The sequence below is a fragment of the Acidovorax sp. LjRoot38 genome (genome assembly GCF_964252975.1).
Classification (GTDB): Bacteria; Pseudomonadota; Gammaproteobacteria; order Burkholderiales; family Burkholderiaceae_C; genus Acidovorax; species Acidovorax facilis.
The window spans coordinates 231,309-247,573 of the sequence record NZ_CAXUPT020000007.1 but is presented as its reverse complement, the minus strand read 5'-3'; the positions used below and the strand labels follow the sequence as shown (position 1 = coordinate 247,573).

At 66.7% G+C, this 16,265-nt stretch carries 16 protein-coding genes; 15 read left to right on the top strand and 1 reads right to left on the bottom strand.

What is annotated here, in order from left to right:
- Positions 1-337 precede the first annotated feature (337 nt).
- The 5 genes from ACSQ22_RS15315 (at position 338) to ACSQ22_RS15295 (ending at position 7,166) form a co-directional block, all read left to right on the top strand.
- Positions 338-1,489 (top strand): flagellar basal body P-ring protein FlgI, encoded by a 1,152-nt coding sequence (locus tag ACSQ22_RS15315; protein ID WP_436130836.1) that lies wholly within the window; start codon positions 338-340, stop codon positions 1,487-1,489.
- 15 nt (positions 1,490-1,504) lie between these two features.
- Positions 1,505-2,425 (top strand): flagellar assembly peptidoglycan hydrolase FlgJ, encoded by a 921-nt coding sequence (gene flgJ, locus ACSQ22_RS15310; RefSeq protein WP_121421305.1) that lies wholly within the window; start codon positions 1,505-1,507, stop codon positions 2,423-2,425.
- A gap of 175 nt (positions 2,426-2,600) precedes the next feature.
- Positions 2,601-4,577 (top strand): flagellar hook-associated protein FlgK, encoded by a 1,977-nt coding sequence (gene flgK / locus ACSQ22_RS15305; protein WP_436130807.1) that lies wholly within the window; start codon positions 2,601-2,603, stop codon positions 4,575-4,577.
- A 27-nt stretch (positions 4,578-4,604) separates the two neighbouring features.
- On the top strand, positions 4,605-5,858 hold the full coding sequence (gene flgL, locus ACSQ22_RS15300; RefSeq protein WP_055398316.1) for a flagellar hook-associated protein FlgL: 1,254 nt from the start codon (positions 4,605-4,607) through the stop codon (positions 5,856-5,858).
- Between the two features lie 72 nt (positions 5,859-5,930).
- Positions 5,931-7,166, top strand: a complete 1,236-nt coding sequence (locus tag ACSQ22_RS15295; RefSeq protein ID WP_121508438.1) for an HDOD domain-containing protein — start codon at positions 5,931-5,933, stop codon at positions 7,164-7,166.
- Positions 7,167-7,313: 147 nt separating this feature from the next.
- On the opposite strand, the gene ACSQ22_RS15290 is transcribed toward ACSQ22_RS15295, so the two are convergent.
- Positions 7,314-8,804 carry a PLP-dependent aminotransferase family protein gene (locus ACSQ22_RS15290; protein ID WP_121421309.1) on the bottom strand — a complete coding sequence of 497 codons (1,491 nt, stop codon included), beginning with the start codon at positions 8,802-8,804 and terminating at the stop codon, positions 7,314-7,316.
- A 147-nt stretch (positions 8,805-8,951) separates the two neighbouring features.
- Here ACSQ22_RS15290 and ACSQ22_RS15285 point away from each other — a divergent pair, with 147 nt between their 5' ends.
- The 10 genes from ACSQ22_RS15285 to ACSQ22_RS15240 all read left to right on the top strand — a co-directional run bounded on the left by ACSQ22_RS15285 (position 8,952) and on the right by ACSQ22_RS15240 (position 16,261).
- Positions 8,952-9,566 carry a LysE family translocator gene (locus tag ACSQ22_RS15285; protein WP_121421310.1) on the top strand — a complete coding sequence of 205 codons (615 nt, stop codon included), beginning with the start codon at positions 8,952-8,954 and terminating at the stop codon, positions 9,564-9,566.
- Positions 9,563-10,477 (top strand): DMT family transporter, encoded by a 915-nt coding sequence (locus ACSQ22_RS15280; RefSeq protein ID WP_431150872.1) that lies wholly within the window; start codon positions 9,563-9,565, stop codon positions 10,475-10,477. Before ACSQ22_RS15285 ends, ACSQ22_RS15280 begins: the two co-directional genes overlap by 4 nt.
- Positions 10,474-10,944: a RidA family protein gene (locus ACSQ22_RS15275; protein WP_436130806.1), complete on the top strand. Its 471-nt coding sequence runs from the start codon at positions 10,474-10,476 to the stop codon at positions 10,942-10,944. The genes ACSQ22_RS15280 and ACSQ22_RS15275 overlap by 4 nt, the downstream gene beginning before the upstream one ends.
- Before the next feature lie 5 nt (positions 10,945-10,949).
- Positions 10,950-11,279, top strand: a complete 330-nt coding sequence (locus ACSQ22_RS15270; protein WP_121421313.1) for a DHCW motif cupin fold protein — start codon at positions 10,950-10,952, stop codon at positions 11,277-11,279.
- An 8-nt stretch (positions 11,280-11,287) separates the two neighbouring features.
- Positions 11,288-11,623, top strand: a complete 336-nt coding sequence (locus ACSQ22_RS15265; RefSeq protein WP_255577898.1) for a cupin domain-containing protein — start codon at positions 11,288-11,290, stop codon at positions 11,621-11,623.
- Entirely contained in the window at positions 11,620-12,822 is a 1,203-nt protein-coding gene (locus ACSQ22_RS15260; RefSeq protein WP_436130805.1) for a PLP-dependent aminotransferase family protein, read from the top strand. The genes ACSQ22_RS15265 and ACSQ22_RS15260 overlap by 4 nt, the downstream gene beginning before the upstream one ends.
- Before the next feature lie 170 nt (positions 12,823-12,992).
- Positions 12,993-13,619 carry a glutathione S-transferase gene (locus ACSQ22_RS15255; protein ID WP_436130804.1) on the top strand — a complete coding sequence of 209 codons (627 nt, stop codon included), beginning with the start codon at positions 12,993-12,995 and terminating at the stop codon, positions 13,617-13,619.
- Positions 13,620-13,633: 14 nt separating this feature from the next.
- Positions 13,634-14,497 (top strand): PhzF family phenazine biosynthesis protein, encoded by an 864-nt coding sequence (locus ACSQ22_RS15250; protein ID WP_121508431.1) that lies wholly within the window; start codon positions 13,634-13,636, stop codon positions 14,495-14,497.
- A 172-nt stretch (positions 14,498-14,669) separates the two neighbouring features.
- On the top strand, positions 14,670-15,545 hold the full coding sequence (locus tag ACSQ22_RS15245) for a PhzF family phenazine biosynthesis protein (protein WP_436130803.1): 876 nt from the start codon (positions 14,670-14,672) through the stop codon (positions 15,543-15,545).
- Between the two features lie 29 nt (positions 15,546-15,574).
- Entirely contained in the window at positions 15,575-16,261 is a 687-nt protein-coding gene (locus tag ACSQ22_RS15240) for a VOC family protein (protein ID WP_436130802.1), read from the top strand.
- Positions 16,262-16,265 lie beyond the last annotated feature (4 nt).

The window sequence follows — 16,265 nt, the reverse complement described above, 5'->3', positions numbered from 1 at the left end:
GCTGCGCGCTACGGGAGGGGGACGCCGCCAGCGCGGCGGGGCGGCCCTTGCGCGGCGGCCCGCGCTTTGGCCGCGCCAGTTTTGACGAGCACTGGGCAGTGGGATGGCTGCGATTGTGTAGTCGATCTCAAAATCGCTATCTTATTTATAGCTATTTACGCTTATCTATTAAGCGACAGCGGCCATTTTTATTCATATTTCACCTTGCAGCTTGACCCGGACCAACCGCCCGGGCGCACGGTACGCCACCGCCATTTCCCATCCGCTCGGGAACCCATGCAATAGGCCGGTGAACCCGCTTCTTTTTGGGTTTTAGTTCCTGGCGGGGCCGCCCACAATCGGTGTCATGAAAGCCTTGTCCCACTCCCTCTTGTCACGCCCCGTGCGCGCGCTGTGGCTGTTGCTGGCCCTCGTGGCTGCTGGTGTGGGGGTGCCTGCCCATGCCTTGCGCATCAAGGAAGTGGCGGCGGTGCAGGGCGTGCGCAGCAACCAGCTGACGGGCTATGGCCTGGTGGTGGGGCTGGACGGCACGGGCGACCAGACCACGCAGATGCCTTACACCACGCAGGCCATGTCCAACTACCTGCAGCAGATGGGCATCAGCCTGCCGCCTGGCACGGCGAACCAGTTGCAGCTCAAGAACGTGGCGGCGGTGATCGTCACGGCACAGCTACCGGCCTTTGCCCAGCCCGGGCAGATGATCGACATCAACGTGTCCTCCATGGGCAACGCCAAGTCGCTCAAGGGCGGAACGCTCATCGTCACGCCCCTGCGCGGCGCCGACGGCGAGATCTACGCCCTGGCCCAAGGCAATGTGGTGGTGGGAGGCGCGGGCGCCTCGGCGGGCGGCAGCAAGGTGCAGATCAACCATCTGAGTGCAGGCCGGGTTCCGCAAGGCGCACAGGTCGAACGCGCCGTGCCCACACCCCTCAACGAGGGCGACACCATCAACCTGGGGCTCAATGCCTCGGACTTCCAGACCGCACGCCGCGTGGCGCAGGCCATCAACACCAAACTGGGTAGCGGCCTGGCCACGGCGCTCGACGGGCGCACCGTGCAAGTGCGCGCACCGCTGGACCCCGGCGCCCGCGTGGGCTTCATCGCCGACCTGGAAGAACTGCCCCTCGAGGCGTCCACTCCCTCGGCCAAGGTCGTCATCAATGCACGCACCGGCTCGGTGGTGCTGAACCAGGCCGTGACGCTGGGCCCCTGCGCCATTGCACACGGCAACCTGTCGATCACCATCAGCTCCACGCCCGTCATCAGCCAGCCCGCTCCACTCTCGCAAGGGCAGACCGTGGTGGCGCAGCAAAGCGACATCCGCATCAACCAGGAACCGGGCAACATCATCCAGATGCCGGCTTCACCCCAGCTGGCAGACGTGGTCAAGGCGCTCAACACGCTGGGGGCTACGCCGGGCGACCTGCTGGCCATCCTGCAGGCCATCAAGGCCGCCGGTGCCCTCAACGCAGAGCTGGAAGTGATCTGACCCCGGGGAGCAACCATGGCCCTCACCCTGCCCTCGTCCAGCACCACCAGCAGCACGTCCAATGCGCTGGCGGTGGACATCCGCTCGCTCAATTCGCTCAAGTACGACGCGGGCACGGCCAACAACGCCCAGACCACGCGCGAGGTCGCCAAGCAGTTCGAGTCGCTGTTCATGCGCGAGCTGATCAAGAGCATGCGCGACGCCACGATGAAATCCGGCCTCATGGAAGGCGAGCAGGCCAACCTGGGCCAGGACATGCTGGACCAGCAGCTCTCGGTCAGCATGTCGGGCCAGCAGGGCGGGCTGTCTGAAGCGATTGCACGCCAGCTCTCGCGCCAGATGGGCGGGGCCGACGCGAATTTCTCCGTGCCCTCCACACTGAGCCTGCCGCAGGCGCTGCCCCGCACAGCGTCCTCGGCCACCGGCACACCGGCCGAGGCCACTGGACCCGCGCCCAAGGGCCGCGATGGTTTTGTGCAGCACCTCTCGGGCACCGCCGAGCGCGTGGCCCAGGAGAGCGGCATTCCGGCCAGCTTCATGCTGGGCCAGGCTGGCCACGAAACCGGCTGGGGCAAAAGCGAGATCAAACACAAGGACGGCTCCAACTCGTTCAACCTGTTCGGCATCAAGGCCGGCAAGGGCTGGACAGGCAAGGTGGCCGAGATCACCACCACCGAATACATCAACGGCAAGGCCCAGAAGGTGACGGCGAAGTTCCGCGCCTACGACTCGTACGAGGATTCGTTCCGGGACTACGCAAAGCTCATCAAGGACAGCCCGCGCTACGAGAAGGCCGAATCCGTCGCCCAGTCCGGCTCGGCCATGGCCTATGCCTCGGCGCTGCAAAAGGCGGGCTACGCCACCGACCCCGAGTACGCCAAAAAGCTCGGCGGTGCCATCAATAGCGTGCTGCGCACGCTGCGCGCGCAGGCTTGACCATGCAAACACCCCCTGAGTCGCTTCGCGCCTTCCCCCTCTCTCGCTTCGCGGGAGGGGGACGCCCCCAGCGCGGCGGGGCGGCCCTTGCGCGGGGGCACTGGCTAGGGCCGCGCCAGTCACACGCGCTGGGGGTGAAGGCAGCGCTGGGGATCACTGAAATGCGAGGTGAGTCATGAGCTTGCTCAACGTCGGCGCCCGCGCCCTGTTGGCCAACCAGGTGGCGCTGCAGACGGCGGGCCACAACATTGCCAACGTCAACACGCCCGGCTATTCGCGCCAGACCGTGGTGCTGCAGACCGTGCAGGGCCAGTTCACGGGCGGCGGCTACATCGGCCAGGGCGTGGATGTACAGACCATCCTGCGCAACCAGAGCGAGCTGCTCACGCGCCAGTCGGCCACGGCGGGCTCGGTGCAGTCGTCCGACATCGTGCGGGCCGAGCGCCTGCGCCAGCTGCAGGAGGTCTTCAGCGGCGGCACGGCGGGCCTGGGTGCAGCCATCAATGACATGATGAATGCGTTCTCGGACGTGGTGAGCGCCCCCACGGACATCACTGCGCGCACCGTGGTGCTCACGCGCATGGACGAAACCGCCTCGCGCATGCGTGCGGCCGCCGACCGCATCAACGAGATCCAGTACACCGTAACCGAACAGCTGCAAAGCAGCATCACCGCCGTCAACAGCCTGGCCGGGCAGATGGCCAGCGTGAACGAGCAGATCGCGCGCGCCAAGGGCAATGGCCAGACTCCGAACGACCTGCTGGACCAGCGCGACCAGATCATCCGCGACATCAACCAGTATGTGCAGACCAAGCAGATCCCGGCCGACGATGGCACCGTGGGCCTGTTTGTGGCGGGCAGCCAGCCGCTGGTGCTGGGCACCACGGCCACCAGCCTGTCCATCGATGACGCGACGGCCTTCCCCGGCAGCGGCCAGATCAAGCTGTTCTTCAACCGGCCCGGTGCGCCAGCCGTGGAGATGGACGAGAACGTGCTCGGCGGCGGGTCGATGTCGGGCCTGCTGCGTTTTAACAACAACGATCTGGCCGAAGGGCGCAACCTGCTGGGCCGCATGGCCATGGCCATCGGCATGACGATGAACGACCAGCACAACCTGGGCCTGACGCTGGACGGTGCGCTGGGCAAGGACCTGTTCGCCCTGCCCGCCAGCATGCCGGGCCACACCAACGGCGCGGGCGTGGGCACGGTGTCCTTCACCGGCCCCACGGAGTTCGCGGCGTCGGACTACGAAATCCGCTTTACCACCGGCACGGCCGGGCAGGTGGTGCGCTTGTCGGACGGCACGTCCACCCCGTTCACCGACGCGGCCAACCTGGCCACGCTGCAGATCGACGGCCTGAACTTCAACCTGACCACGCCCGGCAACCCCGGCGAGCGCATGTTGTTCAAGCCGTTCAGCACGGCGGCGGCCAACATCCAGTCGCTGGTGTACTCACCGCGCGATCTGGCGGCGGCCAACCCCATCAACGCGGCCATGGGCACCTCCAACGGCGGCACGCTGCAGCTGGCGGGCCTCAAAGCCACGGGCCTGCCCAATCCGCCGGGGCTGGTTCTGCCGCCCAACGCCAACCCGGCGGCGTTGCCCCCCATCCTGGGCGGTATCCAGCTGCAGTTCACGGCCGGCCCGCCCACCACGTACGACGTGCTGGACCGGGGCACTGCGCCCCCCACCACCATTGCCGCTGCGCAGCCCTACACGCCGGGTGCACCCATCTCGATCAACGGTTGGGAGATCAAGCTGCAGGGCAGCCCCAACACGGGCGACACCGTCGTGATCGGCAATGCATCGGACCCGCAGTACGGCGACATCTTCACGCGCAACGCGGGCAACGCGAGTGCACTCATGGGCCTGCGGGACGTGAAGATGTTCGACGAATCCACACTATCCGACGGCTACGCAGGGGCCATGGCCCAGGTGGGCACCCGCACCCAGAGCGCGCTGTTCGCGGCCGAGCTGTCCACCACCATCGCGGCCAACCTGGAACGGGACCGTACGGCGATTTCGGGCGTGAACCTGGACGAGGAGGCTGCAAGGCTGATCCAATACCAGCAGGCGTACCAGGCATCGTCCAAAATGATCCAGATTGCGCAAAACATCTTTGACTCGCTGCTGCAGGGCCTCGGCCGCTGACGGCGGGACAGGAGTTAGGAGTTCGACATGAGTAACAGCATCTACCGCCTTGGCACGGCCAACATGTATGACAACGCGCTGCGCAACCTGGGCACGCGCCAGACCAACCTGTCGAACCTGCAGGAGAACCTGACCTCGGGCAAACGCGTGGTGCGGGCCAGCGATGACCCCGTGTCGGCCGCGCAGGCCGAACGCGCCATCAACCGGCTGGCGCGCATCCAGACCGAGCAGCGCGCCCTGGAAACGCAGCGCAACGCCATCGCGCAGGCCGAGTCCGCCCTGGGCGACGCAGTGGACCTGGTGCAGAACTTCCGCGAACTGGTGGTGAACGCCGGCAGTGCGGCCCTGACCCCCAACGACCGCAACACCATCGCCAACCAGCTGCAAGGCCTGCGCGAGCAGCTGCTGGAAGTGGCCAACCGCAAGGACACCAACGGCGTTCCCCTGCTCAGCGCCCTGGGCAGCGCGCTCGCGCCGTTCCTCGGCCCCCTGAGCACCAGCCCCGACTACAGCTTTGAAGGACTGCCTGGCCAGACAGCCAGCAGTGGCGTGTCGATTCCCAACACCCTGGATGGCGAAGCCGCCTTCATGTTCGACCCGCAGCGCGATGGTGTCTACACCGCAGGTGTCAGCGCCATTCCCTCCAGCCGCTTCCTCAACACCACGGCGGTCACCCCCGTGGACCCGAGCCTGGTAACGGGCGACAACTACACCATCACCTTCAGCGCGGTCGGCCCGGGTGCCACACCCGGCACCACCACCGCCACCTACACGCTCACCAACACCACCACAGGCGCCGTGTCACCGGCCGTGGTGGTGCCCGACTATCCCACCGACAAGCCGGTGACCATCGCCATCACCAGCATCCCGGGCCTGAGCTTCGATATCAAGGGCAACCCCGCCACCGGGGACACCATTACCCTGCAGCCCAGCCCGAGCATGTTCAGCACCCTGGACAACGCGATCCGCGACATCCGCAGCGCCCCCGACAGCAATGCAGCGGCACAGGCAGTGGGGCAGGCCCTGGGCAACATGGACATTGGCCTGGAACGCCTGCACAACATGCGCGGCTATGCGGGCGAGCTGCTCAACCGAGCGGACCGCATCACGGGCGACCAGGAAAAGCGCTCCATCCAGCTCGAAGGCGACCGCTCGCGGGCCGAGGATCTCGATATGATCCAGGGAATTTCAGACTTCCAGAACCAGCAGGTGGGCTACGAGGCAGCGCTCAAGTCCTATGCGCAGGTTCAGAAGCTGTCCCTGTTCAATTTCATCAGTTAAAGCGGGCCTGCCCACGCTGCACAGCCCCGGGCGGGGACAGGCCCCAACGACGAGACAACCGCCTAAGAGCACATGGTCCAATCTGTCCTTGGCAGCCTGATTCTGGGTTACCGCCCTTTGTGGAACCGCGCCCGCAAGCTCGCGGCCATCCAGCTTTATGTGCACAGCGAGGCCTCGGCCCTGGTCGATACCGCCCACCTGCTGCGCACGCTGCAGGAGTTGTGGTCTGCCAGTTCTCCCCCGATTCTGCTGTCCCCCCAAAGCCACCAGCTGTTGTCCAACATGCTGGAGCACGCGCCACGTGGCGCGCCCTGGATCGAGGTGCGCGGCAACTGGCTGTCCGACTCCACCATCTATGCGCTGGTCAAGGCCGCCCACCAGCGGGGCCTGAAGCTCGTGTGGCGTGGCGAGCTGGGTCGGCTGCCCGAGCCCGACATTGCCCAGTGCTTTGACAACAGCCTGCTCACCCTGCGCCCCGAAGACGCCGTGGCGGCCCTGAAGGCGGCCCCCGCCGCACGCCCTGGCGGCACCCCCACGCAGCCCGCGCGCACCACCAGCCCGGTGCTGGCCGGGCAGATGTACGAGAACATTGCCAGCCGCGCGCTCATGGAGCATTGCCTGGATCAGCACAACGCCCTGGCACTGGCCGGCTGGCCCACCGAAGATGTGCTCTACAGCCTGCGCCACCATCCCCAGCAGCCATCGCACGCGGTGATCTTCAAGCTCATGAAGGCCATCGACGCAGAGCAATCGCTGGAAACCTTTGAAGACATCATGGGCCAGGACCCGATCCTGGCGTACCGCTTCATGGTGTACACCAACTCTGCGGCCCTGGGCCTGCGCACCGGCATCGATTCGCTGCGCCGGGGCCTGGTGATGATGGGCTACGGCTCCATCAAGCGCTGGCTGTCTGACCAGCTGCCCCATGCCAGCACCGACCCCAACATGCAGCCGGTGCGCGAGGCCATGGTGATGCGTGCCCAACTCACCGCACAGCTGCTCGACGCGGGCGTGGAGAACGATCTGCGCCGCGAGATCTACCTGTGTGGCCTGCTGTCGCAGATCGACGACCTGCTGGGGGAGCCGCTTGGCACCATCCTGCGCCGTCTGCCCTTGTCTGAGCGCATCTATGACGCCACGGTGCTGCGCACCGGCCCCTACACCGGTGGCCTGCAGATGGCCTGCGCGCTGGAGACCGACGACGCCAGTGCCATTCGCAACCTCTGCGAGACGTTCGAGCTGGACCTGGAAGAGGTCAACCGCGCGCTGCTGCGGGTGCTGGCCGACCTGGAAGTAGAGAGAAGATAACCCCCCTGAGCCGCTGCGCGTCTTCCCCCAAGGGGGACGCCACCGGTGGCCCGGCAAAGCCGGTTCCACGGTGGCACTGGCTGGGGCCGCGCCAGTATTTGCCGACAGCGCCAGTCTGGGACATGGGCTCAAAGGCAGTGGGTCGGCTCACCGTGCCTGCTCATCGCGCACCCGCGCAAAAGTCTTCCAGAACTCCGCCTCCTGCGTGGTCGCAAAGTTGATGCGCATGAGGGTGCTGGGTTGGCGCTCTGCATGGAACAGCGCGCCCGGCGCCAGCAGGTAGCCCTCGTCGAGCATGCGCTGCGACAGCGCGTCGGTGTCCACCCCTGTCTCCACCCAGCCAAACAGGCCCACGGGCTCGGCTGCAAAGGTGCAGCCCGCGCCCAGCGCCAGCTTCACGCTGCGTGCACGCGCAGCGTCGAGCCGCGTACGGATGCGCTCGGCGTGGCGGCGCAGTTGGCCCTGTTCGATGCACAGGGCCAGGGCTTTTTCCAGCAGCGCGGGCGTGGTCAGCGTGGCCAGGAGTTTGGTGTCCAGCAATTGCTCCACCAGCGCGGGCGGTGCGGCCATGAAACCGATGCGCCAGTTGGGCGCGAGGATCTTGGCAAAGCCGCTCACGTAGATGGTGCGCTGCAGCCCATCGAGCGCCGTGAGGCGCGTGGCGTGCTCGGGCGCGATGTGGCTGTAGGTATCGTCCTCCACCACATGGAAGTTGTACTGGTTGGCCAGCTGCAGGATGCGATGCGCGCTGCCTGGAGACAGGCAGTAGCCCGTGGGGTTGTGGAACACGCTCACGCTCACGTAAAGCTTGGGCTGGTGCACCTCGCAGTACTTCGCCATGACCTCCAGGTCTGGCCCGTCGGCACGGCGCGGCACCGGCAGGATGTGCATGCCCAAAGCAGACAAGCGCGCAAACTCCACCGCCCAGCCGGGTTCCTCCACCATCACCGGGTCGCCCGGGCGCAGTAGCGTACGGCTCACGATGTCGAGCGCGTGCGTGGCACCCACGGTGGTGATGATGTTTTCGGGGGCCGCATGCACATTCAGCGTGGCCAGCTTCTTGGACAGCACCCGGCGCAGCCCCGTGTCGCCCAGAGGCTCGCCGTACTGCAGCGAAAAATCATTCAACGCGCGTGTGCTGGTCACCTTGCGCACAGCGGCGGGCATGAACGTGGACTCCAGCCAGGCAGGCGGAAACACGCCCATGCCGGGTTGCGGCTTGTCGCTGATCTTGTGGAACATGCCCCGAATCAGCGCCGTGGCGTTGACGGGCGGCGCCCCCCGCGCTGCACCGCGCCCGGCGCCCCGCGCGGCAAACCAGTGCGCGGTGCTCCAGTTGCCCATGGCACGCTCGACTTCCTGGGCGCCCGCGTCGTCGTCCTCAGCGCCCCTGTCCAGCAACCCGTTGGCCATCTCGCGCACAAAAAAGCCCCGGTTCTTGCGCGCCTCCACCAGCCCCTGCGCCAGCAATTGGTCGTACGCTGCAACCACAGTGGAAGGGCTCACGCCATGCTGCTGCGCGCACTGCCGCACCGAAGGCAGGCGCGCGCCGGGCGCCAGCAGCCGGTTGCGGATGCGCTCGCCGAAACGCGCCGACAGCTGCTCGGTCAGCGACTGGGTGGTGGTTTTCATCAGCATGGCGGTGTCCTTGTGTACTGTTATCGCAGCCAATACAGATCACGAACTGCGCTGCTTAACTGTACTGGTTGTGTACTGACATCGAAGATTACATTGAAGCCCAGGCGATGACAAGCCACCCGCCATAAAGCCCGGACCCACCTGCCCATGACCGCCCCCGAACTGACTGCCCTGCTGCTGTTCTGCACCGCGATGAGTTTTTCGCCGGGGCCCAACACCACCTTGTCCACTGCGCTGGCCGCGAACCTGGGCCTCAAGCGCGCCCTGCGCTTTTGCTTTGCAGTGCCCACAGGCTGGACGCTGCTCATGCTGGGCAGCGGCCTGGGCCTGGGCGCCCTGATCACCGGAGTGCCCGCGCTGCGCTGGGCCGTAACACTGCTGGGCGTGGCCTACATGCTCTGGCTGGCCTGGAAGCTCAGCAGGGCAGGCAAGATGACCGAGATCGACACCACGCGCCTGAACGTGACCTTCTGGCAGGGCGTGGGCCTGCAGTTCGTGAACATCAAGGCCTGGATGCTGGCGCTCACGCTCAGCGCGGGCTGGGTGGTCAACGCCGCAGGCCAGCCCTCGACCAATCCGGGCGAGCGCCTGGCCATCATCTGCGGGGTGATGATGGTGTTTGCGTTCACCAGCAACTTTGCCTACGCGCTCATCGGCTCGCTGCTGCGCCAGTGGCTGGCGCAGGGCCAGCGCCTGCTCTGGTTCAACCGCGCACTGGCCCTGGTGCTCGTTGCCACTGCCCTTTGGATGCTCGCGCTATGAACAACGCACAAGAACGCGAGGCGCTGGTCTGGGGGCTGGTGGGCGTCACCCTGTTTGCGGCCACGCTGCCGATGACCCGCCTCGCCGTGGGGCCCACCGACGCGCCGCAGCTGTCGCCCTGGTTCGTCACATTCGGCCGCGCTGCCGTGGCAGGGCTGCTGTCCATCGCCTACCTGTGGCTGCAGCATGCGCGCGGGCGCCTCAACCTGCCGCAGAAAGCAGAATGGCCGCTGCTGGCCATCACGGCCTTTGGCGTGATCGTGGGGTTTCCGCTGTTTCTGGCTCTGGCGCTGCGCCATGTGCCCAGCACGCATGGGGCCGTGGTCACCGCCTTGCTGCCACTGTCCACCGCCTTGCTCGGCGCGCTGTGGTATCGGCAAAGGCCCTCCGCCGGATTCTGGGCCTGCGCGGTGCTGGGCAGCAGCCTGGTGCTGGGCTTCATGGTGTGGCGTGCCGGCGGCATCTACCTGGGTGCAGCCAACATCTATCTGCTCATAGCCATGACCACGGGCGCGTTCGGCTACATCGGCGGCGCCCGCCTCACGCCAAGGCTCGGCGCCGAGCAGGTCATCTGCTGGGTACTGGTGTGCTCCCTGCCGCTGACCATTCCCATCGCCTGGTGGTTTGCACCGGCCATGCCCTCGGCCATCGGCGGCATGAGCTGGCTGGGCTTTGTCTACGTGGCGCTGTTCTCGATGTGGATCGGCTTCTTTGCCTGGTACCGGGCGCTGGCACTGGGTGCCGTGCGCGTGAGCCAGATCCAGCTGATCCAGCCGTTCCTGAGCCTGCTCTTCGCCGTGCCGCTGCTTGGAGAGCGGCTGGATACCGTCACGGTGGTGTTTGCATTGGCCGTGATCGCCACCGTGTTTGTGGGCAAGAAGATGCCCGTTCACCAAGGAGCCGCCGCATGACCTCCATCGACCCGGAACAACGCCTGCAGCAGCTGGGCCTGGTGTTGCCCGCCGTGACCGCACCCCGTGGCAACTTCGACGCCTATGTCCTCGACGGCAACACACTGTACCTGTCGGGCAAGGGCGCTCCCGCCCGCGAAGACATGGCCACCGTGCCCAAGGTGGGGCGCGAAATCAGCGCCGCAGAAGCCAGGGCCCATGCCCGCGAGGTGGGACTGCACCTGATCGCGACGATGAAGGCTGCACTGGGCGACCTCTCGCGGGTGCGCCGCGTGGTCAAGGTGCTGGGCATGGTCAACGCCTCCCCCGACTTCATGCAGCACACCGAGGTCATCAACGGCTGCTCGGACCTGCTGGTCGAGGTGTTCGGCGACGCGGGGCGGCATGCGCGCTCTGCCGTGGGCGTAGGCTCCCTGCCGCGTGGCTTCGCGGTGGAGATTGAAGCGGTGGTTTCCGTGAAAGACTGACAGCCATGCAGATACACAACATCCCGTTTGCCACCACCGACTGGTCCAGCATTCCCCGCGAAGAAAAAAGCGCACAGGCAGGCCAGGCCTTCTGGCGCACGCAGCAGTTCGGCGACATGCGCGTGCGCATGGTGGAGTACACGGCCGGATACGTTTCGGACCACTGGTGTGTCAAGGGCCATGTGCTGCTGTGCCTCAGCGGAGAATTGCACACCGAGCTGGCCGACGGCCGCCGTTTCACGCTGACGCCGGGCTTGAGCTACCAGGTGGCGGACAACGCCGAGCCCCACCGTTCCAGCTCACCCCAAGGGGCAACCCTGTTCATCGTGGACTGACCAGGAAGATGGGAACGCCTGTGAAATACTCCGTGGAACACGCATTGCAGCAGCTACCTGGCCCGGCCGGCGAGCGGTTCGTGGAACTCTTGCGCCACGGCAGCATGCGCACGGAGCTGTATGCGCCACGCGGCCACGACCCGCAGCAGCCGCACGCGCAGGACGAGTTGTATTTCGTCCAGCGTGGAAGCGGAGAATTCGTGCAAGGTGAAGCCCGCCACCACTTTGCAGCCGGAGACGCCTTTTTTGTACCTGCGGGACAGCACCACCGCTTTGAGAATTTTTCTGACGACTTTGCAACATGGGTAGTCTTTTGGGGACCGCCCGGAGGAGAACGAGAGTGAAACTGAACGACCTTCCACAGACCAGCACCTGGACCCTGGCGCGCCGCGCCGAGCGCATGAACCCTTCGGTCATCCGCGAAATCCTCAAGGTCACGGAAAAGCCCGGCATCATCAGCCTGGCGGGCGGCCTGCCCTCGCCCAAGACTTTCCCGGTGTCGGCCTTTGCCGAAGCCTCGGCCGCCGTGCTGGCCAATGACGGCCCCGCTGCCCTGCAATATGCCGCCAGCGAAGGGTATGCCCCGCTGCGCCAGGCCATCGCGGACTTCCTGCCCTGGGATGTGGATGCCGACCAGGTGCTCATCACCACTGGCTCGCAGCAGGCGCTGGACCTGATCGCCAAGGTGCTGATCGACACCGACAGCCGCGTGCTGGTGGAAACACCCACCTACCTGGGCGCGCTGCAGGCCTTCACGCCCATGGAGCCTGCCGTGGTGTCCGTGGCCAGCGACGACGAAGGTGTGCTCATCGACGACCTGAAGGCCAAGGTGGGCACGGGTGCCAACAAGGCGCGCTTTTTGTACGTGCTGCCCAACTTCCAGAACCCCACGGGCCGCACCATGAGCGAAGCACGTCGCGCCGCCCTGGTGCAGGCTGCCGCTGAACTGAATCTGCCGCTGGTGGAAGACAACCCCTACGGCGACCTGTGGTTTGACAACCCGCCACCCGCGCCGCTGACGGCCCGCAACCCTGAAGGCTGCATCTACATGGGCTCGTTCTCCAAGGTGCTGGCACCCGGCCTGCGCCTGGGTTTTGTGGTGGCGCCCAAGGCGGTTTACCCCAAGCTGCTGCAGGCCAAGCAGGCCGCGGACCTGCACACGCCCGGCTACAACCAGCGCCTGGTGGCCGAGGTGATGAAGGGCAATTTCCTGGACCGCCATGTGCCCACCATCCGCGCGCTGTACAAGCAGCAATGCGAGGCCATGCTGGCCGCGCTCGACAAGGAAATGCAGGGCCTCGGTGTGCAGTGGAACCGCCCCGATGGCGGCATGTTCCTGTGGGTGCGCTTGCCCGAAGGCATGAGTGCCGTCGAACTGCTGCCCAAGGCGGTGGAGCGCAACGTGGCCTTCGTGCCCGGCGCGGCGTTTTATGCCGGCAACGCCGACCCGCGCACACTGCGCCTGTCGTTCGTCACATCGACGGTAGAGCAGATTGCCACCGGCATTGCTGCGCTGGCAGCGGCCATCCGCGACAACAAGTGAACAACCCCCTGTGGCGCTGCGCGCCTTCCCCCTTCTCTGACATCGCTGTGCGATGCGGAAGGGGGGACGCCGCCAGCGCGGCGGGGCGGCCCTTGCGCGGCGGCCGCTGGCCGGGCCACGCCCGCTTCATACATCACAGTTCGTTCAACGCACATGAAAGCTGATTCAACATGCTGAGGCTCTGGGGGCGCCTGTCGTCCATCAACGTGCGCAAGGTGGTGTGGGCTGCGCAAGAACTCGGCATCACGGTGCAGCGCACCGACGCGGGCGGCCAGTTCGGGCTGGTGCGCGAGGCCGACTATCTGCAGCGCAATCCCAATGGCCTGGTGCCGCTGATGGAAGACGACGAGACCAGCACCGTGTTGTGGGAATCCAACCCCATCGTGCGCTACTTGTGCGCGCGGCACTCTCCAGGCGAGCTGTACCCTGAAACCATGCGTGAGCGCTTTGTGGCCGAGCAGTGGATGGACTGGCAGCAGACCACCCTGAACCCGGCCGGGCGCGACGCCTTTGTGCAGTGGATACGCACCCCAGCGGCCCAGCGGGACGACGGGCTGATTGCAGCATCCGTGGCGGCCACGGAGCCTCTGATGGGACTGCTGGATGCGCATCTGGCGCGCCAGCCCTTCATGGCGGGCGACCGGTTCACCATGGCGGACATCCCTGTGGCCTGCGAGATCCACCGATGGTGGGGCCTGCCACAAGAACGTGTGGCGCGCCCTCACCTGGAGCGGTGGTACAACACGGTCAGCACCCGGCCCGGCGCACGCGGGGTGCTGGACCAGCCCCTGTCGTGATCCCGGAGCCCCCCATGCACCAGCGTCCCTTCAAGCAAATCGATGTGTTCAGCGATCGCCCGGGTTTTGGCAACCCGGTCGCCGTGGTGCTGGATGCCGAGGGCCTGAGCGACAGCGACATGCGCCGCTTTGCGGCGTGGACCAACCTGTCGGAAACCACCTTTCTGCTGCCCGCCACCGAGGCCGGGCGCGCCGCGGGTGCCGATTACCGCCTGCGCATCTTCAGCCCCAATGGCGAACTTCCCTTTGCGGGGCACCCCACGCTGGGCACCTGCCATGCGTGGCTGCAGGCGGGCAACACGCCACGCCAGCAGGGCATGGTGATCCAGGAGTGCGCGCTGGGTTTGGTGCGTATCGCGCAGGCCGATGGCACCCTGGCCTTTGCCGCCCCGCCCCTGAAGCGCAGCGCGCCCAGCCCGGCCCTGGTGCCGCTGATTGCGAGCGCGTTGGGCCTGCGCCCCCCGCAGATCCTGGGGGCACAACTGCTGGACAACGGCCCGGTGTGGCTGGGCCTGCTGCTCGACAGCGCGGACACCGTGCTGGGCCTGCGGCCGGACCACGCGCGCCTGAAAGACCTGGGCCAGGACGTGGGTGTGATCCATGTCGGCCCCACCGCCAGCGACACCGCCCAGCCCGGCGTGGTGGTGCGCGCCTTTGCCGCCCCCATGGGCAACCCCGAAGACCCGGTCACCGGCACCTTGAACGCCAGCTTGGCCGAGTGGCTGATTGCCGATGGCCTGGCGCCACGCAGCTATCTGGTCGCCCAGGGTGAATGCCTGGGCCGCGCCGGCCGCGTGCACATCCGCCAGGACGACGATCACCAGATCTGGGTGGGCGGGCGTGCAGTCACCTGCATCGAGGGCACGGTGCTGCTATGAATTTGATGGTTTCCGTGCCGCGCCCCAGCGGCTGAATTTCACGCCTGCGGGCTCCTGACGGGGCCTACCGAATCCACACCAAAAACACCGGGCAACACACCCGGTAAGCCCCCGGCGTGCCTCCACCGTCACCTCACTGGCCGCATCACCGATTTTTCTACCAAGGACCACCATGCAACAGCGCCCCTTCCAACAAGTCGATGTTTTCACCGCCCAGGCCTACCGGGGCAACCCGCTGGCCGTGGTGCTGGATGGCACGGGCCTGTCCACCGAGACCATGCAGGAGTTCACGAACTGGACCAACCTGTCCGAAGCCACCTTCTTGTTGCCACCCACTCCAGAAGGCCGCGCCGCCGGTGCCGACTACCGCGTGCGCATCTTCTGCCCGGGGCGCGAGCTACCGTTTGCTGGCCACCCCACGCTGGGCAGCTGCCACGCTTGGCTGAGAGCTGGCGGCAAGCCCCAGGTAGCAGGCAAGGTGGTGCAGGAATGTGGCGTGGGCCTGGTCACGCTGCGCCAGGATGGCGACCGCCTGGCTTTTGCCGCGCCAGCGTTGATCAAAAGCGGCCCGCTGGCGGAAGACGACGTGGCCTTGATTGCCAGGGGCCTGGGGGTGGACCGCAGCGACATCCTGCACCACGCCTGGTGCGACAACGGCCCCAACTGGCGCGGGGTGATGCTGCGCTCGGCTGAGCAGGTGCTGGCGCTCAAGCCCGACGCCAGCATCCTCGGCCAACTCGATGTGGGCGTGGTGGGACCGCGCGGAAAAGTGGGTGTCATCGGCAGCACGGACGCAGAAGGCATCGCCTTCGAGGTGCGCGCTTTTTTCCCCGGCAACAACGGCCTGGCCGAAGACCCCGTCACCGGAAGCCTGAATGCCGCGCTGGCGCAGTGGCTCATCGGCGCCGGGCTGGCCCCCACGCAGTATGTGGCCGCCCAAGGCACCTGCCTGGGGCGCGCCGGGCGGGTGTACGTGCAGCAGGACGGCGACACCATCTGGGTGGGCGGGAGCTCGGTCACCTGCGTGTCGGGCGAGGTGCTGCTGTGACCACGGCCATCCCCCAGCACCCACCCTGCGTGGACCACCTGGTTGTGTTGGCTACGGACCTCGCCAGCGGCGTGGCGTGGTGCGAGCGCACGCTGGGTATCTCCCCCACTGCGGGCGGTGAACACCCGCTGATGGGCACACACAACCGCATCATCAACGTCTCCAGCCCGGCGCATTCGCGCATCTATCTGGAGATCATTGCTATCAACACAGGAGCAACTCCCGCAATACCAGCGGGCGCAAGGCGCTGGTTTGACATGGACGATGCGGCTCTGCAGCAGCAGGTGGCAGCGCACGGCCCGCAGCTCATCCACTGGGTGGCCTCCGTGCCCGACGTGGCCGAGCGGTGTGCCGCGCTGGGGGCGCTCGACATCGAGCGCGGCGCCATCGTCACCGCCAGCCGGCCCACGCCAAACGGCCTGCTGCAATGGCAGATCACCGTGCGCGACGATGGCCTGCGCCTCATGGACGGCTGCCTGCCCACCCTCATCCAGTGGGGCGGCGTGCACCCGTGCAGCAGCCCGCCCGCCAGCGGCGTGCAACTGCAGCGGCTAACGCTGCAGCATCCGCAGGCCGCCACGCTGCAGGCCGCGTGCGAAGCGGTGGGGGTAGCAAACTGCGTCGCCATCACACCCGGCGACACGCCCCGGCTCACCGCGCAGCTCAGCACGCCACGGGGTCCGGTCACCCTCTCGTCGTTCACCCCTCAGGAGTAACCGC

Coding starts and splice junctions, on each gene's coding strand:
- flgJ (WP_121421305.1), top strand. CDS start 1,505: ATGGCCCTCACCCTGCCCTCGTCCAGCACCACCAGCAGCACGTCCAAT.
- flgK (WP_436130807.1), top strand. CDS start 2,601: ATGAGCTTGCTCAACGTCGGCGCCCGCGCCCTGTTGGCCAACCAGGTG.
- flgL (WP_055398316.1), top strand. CDS start 4,605: ATGAGTAACAGCATCTACCGCCTTGGCACGGCCAACATGTATGACAAC.
- ACSQ22_RS15295 (WP_121508438.1), top strand. CDS start 5,931: ATGGTCCAATCTGTCCTTGGCAGCCTGATTCTGGGTTACCGCCCTTTG.
- ACSQ22_RS15290 (WP_121421309.1), bottom strand. CDS start 8,804: ATGCTGATGAAAACCACCACCCAGTCGCTGACCGAGCAGCTGTCGGCG.
- ACSQ22_RS15285 (WP_121421310.1), top strand. CDS start 8,952: ATGACCGCCCCCGAACTGACTGCCCTGCTGCTGTTCTGCACCGCGATG.
- ACSQ22_RS15280 (WP_431150872.1), top strand. CDS start 9,563: ATGAACAACGCACAAGAACGCGAGGCGCTGGTCTGGGGGCTGGTGGGC.
- ACSQ22_RS15275 (WP_436130806.1), top strand. CDS start 10,474: ATGACCTCCATCGACCCGGAACAACGCCTGCAGCAGCTGGGCCTGGTG.
- ACSQ22_RS15270 (WP_121421313.1), top strand. CDS start 10,950: ATGCAGATACACAACATCCCGTTTGCCACCACCGACTGGTCCAGCATT.
- ACSQ22_RS15265 (WP_255577898.1), top strand. CDS start 11,288: ATGGGAACGCCTGTGAAATACTCCGTGGAACACGCATTGCAGCAGCTA.
- ACSQ22_RS15255 (WP_436130804.1), top strand. CDS start 12,993: ATGCTGAGGCTCTGGGGGCGCCTGTCGTCCATCAACGTGCGCAAGGTG.
- ACSQ22_RS15250 (WP_121508431.1), top strand. CDS start 13,634: ATGCACCAGCGTCCCTTCAAGCAAATCGATGTGTTCAGCGATCGCCCG.
- ACSQ22_RS15245 (WP_436130803.1), top strand. CDS start 14,670: ATGCAACAGCGCCCCTTCCAACAAGTCGATGTTTTCACCGCCCAGGCC.